The sequence below is a fragment of the Flavobacterium sp. genome (assembly GCF_020217025.1).
Classification (GTDB): Bacteria; Bacteroidota; Bacteroidia; order Flavobacteriales; family Flavobacteriaceae; genus Flavobacterium.
On sequence record NZ_JAIWOF010000179.1, the window covers coordinates 1 to 10,000 of the forward strand.

General features: G+C 31.0%; 10 protein-coding genes. 4 read left to right on the top strand and 6 right to left on the bottom strand.

What is annotated here, in order from left to right; all coding sequences use genetic code 11:
* The 3 genes from LDL23_RS09155 to LDL23_RS09165 form a co-directional block, all read right to left on the bottom strand.
* On the bottom strand, positions 1-2,426 hold a 2,426-nt coding region (locus LDL23_RS09155; protein WP_291265421.1), incomplete at its 3' end, for a DUF5686 and carboxypeptidase regulatory-like domain-containing protein.
* A gap of 45 nt (positions 2,427-2,471) precedes the next feature.
* Complete coding sequence (gene aroQ, locus LDL23_RS09160; protein WP_291265422.1) at positions 2,472-2,885, bottom strand: type II 3-dehydroquinate dehydratase; 414 nt, start codon at positions 2,883-2,885, stop codon at positions 2,472-2,474.
* Positions 2,886-2,960: 75 nt separating this feature from the next.
* Entirely contained in the window at positions 2,961-3,515 is a 555-nt protein-coding gene (locus LDL23_RS09165; protein WP_291265423.1) for a porin family protein, read from the bottom strand.
* Between the two features lie 305 nt (positions 3,516-3,820).
* On the opposite strand from LDL23_RS09165, the gene LDL23_RS09170 reads away from it, so the two are divergent.
* The 3 genes from LDL23_RS09170 to xerD all read left to right on the top strand — a co-directional run bounded on the left by LDL23_RS09170 (position 3,821) and on the right by xerD (position 6,137).
* Complete coding sequence (locus LDL23_RS09170) at positions 3,821-4,429, top strand: outer membrane beta-barrel protein (protein WP_291265424.1); 609 nt, start codon at positions 3,821-3,823, stop codon at positions 4,427-4,429.
* Between the two features lie 151 nt (positions 4,430-4,580).
* The gene (locus LDL23_RS09175; RefSeq protein WP_291265425.1) at positions 4,581-5,165 is read left to right on the top strand and encodes a porin family protein; all 585 of its coding nucleotides are present in this window, start codon (positions 4,581-4,583) and stop codon (positions 5,163-5,165) included.
* A gap of 72 nt (positions 5,166-5,237) precedes the next feature.
* Positions 5,238-6,137 carry a site-specific tyrosine recombinase XerD gene (xerD, locus tag LDL23_RS09180; RefSeq protein WP_291265426.1) on the top strand — a complete coding sequence of 300 codons (900 nt, stop codon included), beginning with the start codon at positions 5,238-5,240 and terminating at the stop codon, positions 6,135-6,137.
* 73 nt (positions 6,138-6,210) lie between these two features.
* Here xerD and rny read toward each other — a convergent pair whose 3' ends face one another.
* The 3 genes from rny to LDL23_RS09195 all read right to left on the bottom strand — a co-directional run bounded on the left by rny (position 6,211) and on the right by LDL23_RS09195 (position 8,573).
* Positions 6,211-7,773, bottom strand: coding sequence for a ribonuclease Y (gene rny / locus LDL23_RS09185; protein WP_026724774.1), 1,563 nt, complete (start codon positions 7,771-7,773; stop codon positions 6,211-6,213).
* A gap of 208 nt (positions 7,774-7,981) precedes the next feature.
* Entirely contained in the window at positions 7,982-8,275 is a 294-nt protein-coding gene (locus LDL23_RS09190) for a cell division protein ZapA (protein WP_026724773.1), read from the bottom strand.
* Positions 8,276-8,282: 7 nt separating this feature from the next.
* On the bottom strand, positions 8,283-8,573 hold the full coding sequence (locus LDL23_RS09195; protein ID WP_194097291.1) for a hypothetical protein: 291 nt from the start codon (positions 8,571-8,573) through the stop codon (positions 8,283-8,285).
* A gap of 193 nt (positions 8,574-8,766) precedes the next feature.
* Between LDL23_RS09195 and LDL23_RS09200 the strand changes: the two genes are divergently transcribed.
* A partial coding sequence (locus LDL23_RS09200; protein ID WP_291265427.1) for a M23 family metallopeptidase occupies positions 8,767-10,000 on the top strand: 1,234 nt, incomplete at its 3' end.

Here is a 10,000-nt window from a genome sequence, read left to right on the forward strand (position 1 = left end):
TAACTTCTTACATAATCAACACGTAAGAATCTGAATTTACCCCAACCTATGTTATCAAACCCAACAGTAAACTCTTGATACGGTTTCATATTGGGAATGTTCAATTGGTGAAATCCTCCAATTAAATTCCATTGCAATTTATTCAACAACGGAATCTTATTCATAATATAGCCTTTAAAGTTATGTTCAATATGCGTTTCCAAATACGCATCATTTGTAGAATGACTATAATAAGGTAACAAGTTAAATGCATTCAAAGAATTATTCAATAAGTTCACATGCGTTTGATTACCATTAAAATGTTTGTAATCTACAAACGAAATATTATCGGCATTAAAGAATTTACCCGCTTTAAAGCGTAAGCCAAAATCACCCTTATTTCCTATCGTTTTGTTGTAATCAATTGTAGCAGTAACAAAATCATAATGATAGTTGCTATTTGAAGCTCCAAACGCTTTTTCATAGTAAAGACTTATTACCGGATAATCATCGTTTTGAATATTTATTTTTCCATCAGGACGCGAAATATATTTTTGACCAAAACGAATGCGTGTACCTAAACTCGCTTTCATAATATGATGCTGCTCAAACGGAACCGAAGTATAATTATAAGGCTGTAGCGGATCATTTGAAAAATACAAATCATCATTTTTAATAAAAGTATGATTGGTATTATTGAATAATGCATGACGGTTTTCGTACAACACTTTTCCATTAACGAAAACACCATTGGTAACTTCTTGCCCATAATTAATTTCGGCAAATTCTTTATTATACAATTTCATGTAGTTGTTCTTAAAGAATAAAGTAGCTACCGAGTTTACTATATTGCTAATCGGCTCATTTGGATTAAACTGACTAATTGCGCTTCCGCCAGTTAAACTGATGTAAGCATTATTTCTATTATTAAATCGGTGATAAAAACGACCGTTCACACGAAGTCTATCTTCAGCAAAACCATAATTAAAAGTTGATGAAATAGAGGTTACTTTTCCTGTTTCTTCATTCCACTTTCTAAAAGAAAAACCGCTATCCAAATTATAACCTTGTACCGTGTTAAAACTCAACGAACCTATATTGGTAAGTCCTTGATAATTAAAATTCCATTTTTTGAACGTGTTTTTATAGCTATACCCTGTAAATATTTTTAACAGTTTAAACTTATTTCCTTTGGCATCAATAGAATCTAAATAGACTTGCGATTTTCTAATTGTTTGAATACTATCTTTTTTAACATAATTCTTCGTTTCTTCTTCAGTTAAAGGAACCGGACGGTTTTCTTCCCAAAAAGTAACTTCCTTTTTATTGGCATTCTCAGCAAAGGTGACAATTTCTTTCCCAAAAGTTTTCTTTTCAAAAGCGTCTTTAAAGTTATAATTCGTAAAAACGTGAGTAAATTTCCCTGTAAATTTCATTCCAAAAATACCCGCTTGAAAATCCAAAGCCTGAATGTTCTTAGCCCAAATCTTATTCTCACTATTATAACTGAAATTTTGTGTCAGCTTCATAGTTTCTAAAATTGGCTGTTGCATGCGATAACCTTTGATATCTAGATTAATTCCGTAAATAGCCCAACTGTCTTCAACAATATAAATGTAACCTTCAAAAACGGGCTCTTTATCACGCTTAGGAGTGACTAGTATTTTATTGATTAACTGGTTTTTATCATCATAAAAAGTGCTTTCTAATTTGTATTTATAATAGTTGAAAGCATTATCAGCAATAGGAGAGACCATGTTAATTCCAAAATCAACATAATTTTCATAAAAATCATAATTGGTATTTAAAGCGGTGTTGTAGCTAAAACCGTTATCGTCTCCAGCAATTTTAGAAGCTATGATTTCTTCTTTCAAATCATCAGGTTTTTGAAACTTAATTTTAGAAACGGTTTCTGATTGGTAAAGGATACCACTTCTTGTTGAATCTAAACTACCATTTAAATCTCCATCTAAATCATTAATTTTAATACCCATAACTTTACGGGGAACATTTTTGACTCTAAAAATTCCTCGCGAATAAAAATCGGCTTCGAACTTATCCGTTTTGGCAGCATTTTTCTTTTTAGATTTAATAGCGTTTCGAATGATATCATTAGCAGGATTTTCACCATTCATAACAACAACTTCTTTCAATTGAAAATCTTCTTCATATAAAGTAACATCAAACTCATAAGGAAAGCTAGTAATGTTTAAGACATGCTTTTGAGTTTTAAATCCCAAATACTGAAATATCAAATGTACATTCTTTTGCTCAGTAGTATTCAGTTCATATTTCCCTAATTCATTAGAAGTGGTACCTATATAAGTATTCTCAATATAAATATTTACAAAAGGAAGTGGATTTCCATCTTTATCTTTGACAGTTCCTTTTATTTGAGAAAACGTAAATGAGCTAACAAACAATAGAGCAAATAAAATTTTATTCATAGGAGTTTTATTTTTATAGACGAATATTCGTTTAAAAAGGTTGTATTATATAAAAGATTTTATAGCTAGTTCATAACTCTGCAGTCCAAAACCAATAATAATACCTTTAGCGTTTGCTGAAATATAAGATTGATGGCGGAAAGACTCTCTAGAAAATGTATTGGAAATGTGAACTTCTATAACAGGAGTTGTAATAGCTTTAACAGCATCTCCAATTCCAATAGAAGTATGCGTGTAAGCTCCCGCATTCAAGACAATACCATCATAAGTAAAACCTGCTTCTTGAATTTTAGAAATAATTTCCCCTTCAATATTACTCTGAAAATACTCTAACGTTACATTTGGAAACTGAATTTGTAATTTTTTAAAATACGTTTCAAAAGTTTCATTGCCATAAACTTCAGGTTCTCGTTTTCCTAATAAGTTAAGATTAGGGCCGTTTATAATGATAATTTTCATGTGGATTGTTTTTGTAAAAATAAAAAAACCATTCCTTTTGAGAATGGTTTTAGTAAAATATTGTGAATTTTAGTATTAAAACATATAACCCACAGAAAATTGAATAACCGAGTTCTTTACGTCTGCATCTTTTTTGGCTTCTGTTAAACCTGCTACGTATCGTCCTGAAACAAATAAGCCATCAGTTATTTTATAACTCAAGCCGCCAGCTAGACCGAAGTCAAAAGAATTGGTGTCGTTTGTATCCACTTCATTGCGTTCACTAACTAAAACGGAAGCTTGCGGCCCTAGTTCTAAGCTCAATTTGTTTGAAGTTAAATAAAATTTAGCAAGTAAAGGTAATGATAAATAACCCAATTCATTTTTAATCTGATCACCAAAACCTTTTAATTCGGAGCCTTGTGTAGAATAAAGTAATTCAGGTTGAATGGCAAAGTTTTCAAATACTTTTAATTCTACTACTAATCCAGCATGATAACTAGTGATGGTTTTAAAATCTACACCTGATATTTCTCCACCAGTGTAATTAGCAAAGTTTACACCACCTTTTAAACCAAATTTTAGCATTTGAGCTTGAGATAAACCAGTTCCTAGAACTAGTAAAATCAATGTTGCAATTGTTCTTTTCATATTAAAATGTTTTAATTGGTAACGCTCTCGGGCGCTTTTTATTGTTTTTATCGATGAAATGCAGTTTTTATCGTTTTTTGGAAGTTGTTGATTTTTAATGTATTATATTTTTTTTGATTTCTTTAGCACCTTTATTTTTCATTAAAAAAACTTTAATTTTTTAGTTTTTTTAAATCTCAAGTGGTTGATTATGAGCTTTTTTAATTTTACTTGTTAATAAAATTGTTAATAACATAACAAATTTTGTTATTTTGTATAAAAAAATGCTATAAATTTGCCCTATTAACTTTAAATTTAAACTAAACATGAAAAAAGTTTTATTATCTGCTGTAGCATTATTGGCTTTCGGTTTTGCTAACGCACAAGAAGAAGCAAAGACTTTCGGTTTTGCTCAAGGAGACATCTTTGTTGAAGGTAACTTAGGTTTTTCTTCAACTAATGACAAAAATACTGAAGTAAAAACTAATGGTTTTCAATTTAATCCAGCAGCTGGATATTTTGTAACTGAAAAATTTGCTGTAGGTGTTGAATTAATGGTTGGTTCTTCTAAAGAAGAAGTTGCTGGAACTGACACAGAAAAAAATTCTAACTTTGGTGCTGGAGTTTTTGCTCGTTATTATTTCTTAGATTTAGGAGCTAGATTTAAAACTTATGCACAAGCAGGTTTTGCTTTTGGTACTGAAAAAGAAACAGTTTCTGATTACAAAGCTAATGGTTTTGGAATGGGTGCTGGTTTAGGAATTCAATATTTTGTTACTCCTAAAATTGCTATTAACTTTGGTTTATCAGATGTATTATCTTATTCATCTTACAAAGCTGACGGTGGAAAAGCTCAAACTGCATTTACAGGTAATGTAAATGTTTTCAACAACTTTTTCTCAACTGCTCAATTTGGTTTAACTTACAAATTATAATATTTGTAAAAACAAATAAGTTAAAAATCCCGCTTCGGCGGGATTTTTTTTGTTTAATAATTAAAAATAATTTAATAACCAAGAGTATTTACGTATTAAATTTCTTTCTTTTTTGAATACATTTGAACTTTAAATTATTTAATCTATAAAAATGAAAAAAATTTTATTATCTATTGTAGCTATTTTAGCTTTCAGTTTTGCAAATGCACAGTCTAGAGAGAAAGGTGCAATTGAGTTAATTCCTCAAATTGGTTATTCAAGTGCTAACTACTATGGTGAAGAGAGTTTAGCTTCTAATACGCTTTCTGGAGTTTCTTTTGGTGTGGGAGCAGATTATTTTTTTAATGACAGATGGAGTTTACGTTCGGGTTTACATTATCAAAAAATGGGTGCTAAAGGTTCTGGAGGTTATGAAGAAAAATTAAATTATATCACCCTGCCAGCTAATGCAAATTGGCATTTTGGTTCTACAAGAAAATGGAATTTAAATTTTGGACCAAGTTTTAGTTTGTTAACGTCTGCAAAAAATAATGATGGAGATATTAAAAAATACATTAATTCTTTTCAAATTGGATTAGCATATGGAATTGGATATAAAATTGAAGTAAATGAAAAATTCAGTATTTTAATTGATTTACAAGGGATTTCTGGACTTAATGAAGTTTATAAAGATAGTGATTTCACAATTAAAAATGCTTACAGTTCAATTAATGTTGGTGGCGTTTTTAAATTATAAATTTGTTTTAAAAATTTCAAATCCCGCTTCGGCGGGATTTTTTTATTACATCAAATTGCTTACATTTGATACATGAGTACATGGCAATCGTATATTAAAGAGTTTCAAAATTATCTGCGATTAGAGCGTGGTCTTTCTAAAAATACCATTGAGAATTATACTTTTGATATTGAAAAGTTGGTTCTTTTCTTGCATCAACATGATATTAAGGTTTCTCCCATTCAAATCACAGAAGAAACTGTCCAACAATTTATTTATGAAATTTCCTCAAAAGTAAATGCACGAAGCCAGTCACGAATAATTTCTGGTTTAAAAAGCTTCTTTAATTATTTAGTATTTGAAGATTATCGTAACGACACTCCTTTAGAATTGATAGAAGTGCCTAAAACAGGTCGTAAATTACCTGATACTTTAGCAACAGAGGAAATTGATGCCTTGATTAACGCCATTGATTTATCCACTCCAGAAGGAGAACGTAACAAAGCCATGTTAGAAACGCTATACAGTTGTGGCTTGCGTGTGTCAGAATTGGTAGGTTTGAAAATTTCAGACTTGTTTTTTGAAGAAGGTTTTATTAAAATCACAGGAAAAGGAAATAAACAACGTTTTGTTCCTGTAGGTGGTACAACAATAAAATACATTAATACTTATTTAAATATGATTCGGGTGCATTATCCGGTTCAAAAAGGGCATGAGGATACGCTTTTTTTGAATAGGAGAGGGAGGCAATTAACGCGCGCCATGGTTTTTACGATTATTAAAGATTTAGCCTTAAAAATCAATCTAAATAAAACAATCAGTCCACATACATTCCGACATTCTTTTGCAACGCATTTATTAGAAAATGGCGCCGATTTACGTTCGATACAATTAATGCTCGGACACGAATCCATTACAACAACCGAAGTATATGTGCATTTGGATAGAAAATTTCTTTCCGAAGTTATGAATAATTATCATCCTAGAAAGTAGTATAGAGTAATTGATAAATAAAAAAACCGTGTTAAAATGATTAACACGGTTTTTTACTTTTGGCTAATGCCTATTATTTTGCAATATTCACTGCTCTAGTTTCACGAATAACCGTAATTTTTACTTGACCAGGATATGTCATTTCAGTTTGAATTTTTTGAGAAATATCAAATGACAAGTTAACTGCTGCATCATCAGATACTTTTTCACTTTCTACAATAACACGTAACTCTCTACCTGCCTGAATAGCGTAAGCGTTTTTCACTCCATTAAATCCGAAAGCGATATCTTCTAAGTCTTTTAAACGTTGGATGTAAGAATCTAATACCTGTCTTCTTGCTCCAGGACGTGCTCCAGAAATAGCGTCACATACTTGGATAATTGGAGAAATCAATGATTTCATTTCAATTTCGTCGTGGTGAGCTCCAATAGCATTACATACTTCTTCTTTTTCACCATATTTCTCTGCCCATTGCATACCTAAGATTGCATGAGGTAATTCACTTTCTGTATCAGGTACTTTTCCTATATCGTGTAATAAACCAGCTCTTTTAGCTAATTTAACGTTTAATCCTAATTCGGCTGCCATGATACCACATAACTTAGCTACTTCTCTTGAGTGTTGTAACAAGTTTTGTCCGTACGATGAACGGTATTTCATTCTACCTACCACTTTAATTAACTCAGGGTGTAATCCGTGGATTCCTAAATCGATAACCGTACGTTTACCTGTTTCGATAATTTCTTCATCAATTTGTTTAGCTGTTTTTGCCACAACTTCTTCAATACGAGCTGGGTGAATACGTCCGTCAGTTACTAATTTGTGTAATGCTAAACGAGCAATTTCTCTTCTTACTGGGTCAAAACAAGATAAGATGATAGCTTCTGGGGTATCGTCAACAATGATTTCAACTCCTGTTGCAGCTTCTAAAGCTCTAATGTTACGACCTTCACGACCAATGATTCTACCTTTTACATCATCCGATTCAATGTTAAATACCGATACACAGTTTTCAACTGCTTCTTCAGTTCCTACACGTTGAATAGTGTTGATGATGATTTTCTTCGCTTCTTGTTGCGCTGTCATTTTTGCTTCTTCCACAGTATCTTGGATGAATGACATAGCGTTTGTTTTGGCTTCCGCTTTTAAGCTTTCTACCAATTGATTTTTTGCATCTTCAGCAGATAAACCAGAAATAGCTTCTAGTTGCTCTACTTGACTTCTGTGAAGTTTATCAATTTCTTGTTGTTTCTTGTCTAAATATTCGATTTTATTATTGTAATCTGCAATTTTAGCTTCAACTTCATCATTAATTTTTTTAGCTTTTGCTAATTCATTTGAAACTTGAGATTCTTTGTCACGCGTTCTTTTTTCAGCTTCGGCCATTTTTTTGTCGCGAGCTAAAATTACTTGTTCGTGTTCTGCTTTTAATTCTAAAAACTTCTCTTTAGCTTGTAGAATTTTATCTTTTTTTGCTGCTTCAGCTTCTGTTTTGGCATCTTTTAAAATCGATGCTGCTTCTTTTTTTGCATTTTTAATTAGGTTAGAAACATTGCTTTTCTCTAAAAATTTAGCGATTCCAAAACCTCCTGCAAGACCAACAACAATTCCAATTATTATACTTAGTATGTCCATATGTGTGTTAAAAAATTATATAAAAAAAGCCTACATTAGATGTTTGTATAAACTCTGTTATACAAGATTTGAGCTAACCTGCAGTTCAAACTTCCCACTTAAGGGCCTGTTATAGTTGCAAAGATTCACTCGTTTAAATTGTTAGTGTTGAGTTTATCAAATATATACTAATGTAGGCAGTATCTTTGTTTGTTATGTAAGAACGTATTTATTTTGAGAGTAACTCACTCAATTTTTTATCCAAATTTTGCAATCTGGTTAAAGAAGTTTCATCATCTTGAGATTTACTAATTTGTTTTTGCTCCACTTGTGCTGCAAATTGCAAGGCACACATCGCTAAAACATCTTGTTTGTCTCTTACCGCATAGCTTTGTTCAAACTGTTTAATCATAGCATCTATTTTTTTTGAAGCACTTCTTAGTCCTTCTTCTTGTGATGGTTCCACAGTTAATGGATATACACGGTCTGCTATTGATATTTTAATTTTCAGCTTTTCACTCATGAGCTTTCTAATCTGAAAGTTGGGCTATACAATAATCGATTTCTCTGATTAATGAATTTATTTTGAGTTTTGTTTCTCGTTTATTTTCTTCACTGCCTAGTAATGAGTTTACCATTTTTAGAGTATCTAGTTGTTTCTTCAGGTCTTCAATTTCACCAGATTGCTGTTGTTGATTTTTCTTAGAAAGCAACAATTCGTCTTGCAACTCTTGGTTTTTCTTTTCAAGCTGCAACAATTTCTGATTGAGCTTAAAAAATTTAACTTCGAGAGAATCAATTAATTCAGATAATCCATTCATTAATGATAGAATTCATTTCAATATTTCACAAAGTTAGCATTAGTATTCAAAAATAGCAATACTTTTTATTAAATTTTGTGAATAATTTTTTATTATTTATAACTATCTGATAATTAATAATTTATTAGAGGTATGGTTTTTTGTTTACTTTATATAAAATTATTTTAGTATTTTAGCATTAAACACAAGCACTATGAAGTTCGTATTAGCCATTTTATTCGTCCCTTTTTTTATTTTTAGTCAAGATTATCCTCAAGATTATTTTCAATCACCTTTAGATATTCCACTCGATGTTTCGGGTTCTTTTGGCGAATTACGAAGTAATCATTTTCATTCTGGCTTGGATTTTAAAACTAAAGGAATAGAAGGATTGCCTGTATATGCTGCTGGTGATGGCTATGTTTCTCGTATTAAAATTTCAACTTTTGGTTACGGAAAAGCAATTTATATCACACATTCTAATGGTTATACTTCTGTTTATGGTCATTTGCAAAAAGCGAATGGAGCCATTGAAAGTTACATCAAATCAAGACAATATAAGGAGCAATCATATGAAGTAGAAATGTATTTGTACCCAACAGAATTACCTGTTAAAAAAGGAGATGTCATTGCTTTTAGTGGAAATACTGGTGGAAGTGGAGCACCTCATTTGCATTTTGAATTTCGAAACACTAAATCGGAAGAAATTTTAAATCCAATGCATTTTGGTTTTAAAAAAATAATTAACGATGATAGAAAACCTGTAATTCAAGGTATCGTAGCTTATCCGTTAGATTCTACGGTGGTAAATAATTCTCAAAAACCAATAAATATTTCATTTTCTAAACAAGCCGACGGTTCTTATTTAGGGGTAAAAGTAAAAGCTAATGGAAAAGTAGCCTTTGGAATCAATGCTTATGATTTTTGTACTAATGCCTATAATAAAAATGGATTGTACAAAGTAAAAGCATATTTAAACGGAGTGCTGCAATACCAATATGGTTTTGATGGTTTTGCGTTTGATGAATCACGTTATATTAATAATTTTATTGATTATGAACGTTTTCATTTGATGGGACAACGCATTCAAAAATTATTTCAATTGTCTGATTACCCGCTTTCTATAGTGGCTGGAAACAAAAAAGATGGTATTATAAAAGTGCAACCAGGAGCAAACTACAATTATCGGGTGGAGATTTTTGATTTTCATGGTAATAAAGTAGAATTAGTAATTCCAATTGAGTTTGCAAATTCGCAAGCCATTATAAAAAATACGATTCAAAAAACACCGTATTTTGTTAAAGCTAAAAATGAATCTATTTTTGAAAAAAACAATGTTTCGGTGCAAATTCCTGAAAATGCATTTTATAATAATTTCTATTTGAATTTTGATGTTAATGGAGATATTTTAACCTTACATGACGATAGTGTTCCAGTTCATAAAAATA

What these genes read in the sequence shown, in the direction of transcription:
- LDL23_RS09175 (WP_291265425.1), top strand. Translation starts at nt 4,581, where the DNA reads ATGAAAAAAATTTTATTATCTATTGTAGCTATTTTAGCTTTCAGTTTT.
- LDL23_RS09190 (WP_026724773.1), bottom strand. Translation starts at nt 8,275, where the DNA reads ATGAGTGAAAAGCTGAAAATTAAAATATCAATAGCAGACCGTGTATAT.
- LDL23_RS09165 (WP_291265423.1), bottom strand. Translation starts at nt 3,515, where the DNA reads ATGAAAAGAACAATTGCAACATTGATTTTACTAGTTCTAGGAACTGGT.
- aroQ (WP_291265422.1), bottom strand. Translation starts at nt 2,885, where the DNA reads ATGAAAATTATCATTATAAACGGCCCTAATCTTAACTTATTAGGAAAA.
- LDL23_RS09170 (WP_291265424.1), top strand. Translation starts at nt 3,821, where the DNA reads ATGAAAAAAGTTTTATTATCTGCTGTAGCATTATTGGCTTTCGGTTTT.
- LDL23_RS09195 (WP_194097291.1), bottom strand. Translation starts at nt 8,573, where the DNA reads ATGAATGGATTATCTGAATTAATTGATTCTCTCGAAGTTAAATTTTTT.
- rny (WP_026724774.1), bottom strand. Translation starts at nt 7,773, where the DNA reads ATGGACATACTAAGTATAATAATTGGAATTGTTGTTGGTCTTGCAGGA.
- xerD (WP_291265426.1), top strand. Translation starts at nt 5,238, where the DNA reads ATGAGTACATGGCAATCGTATATTAAAGAGTTTCAAAATTATCTGCGA.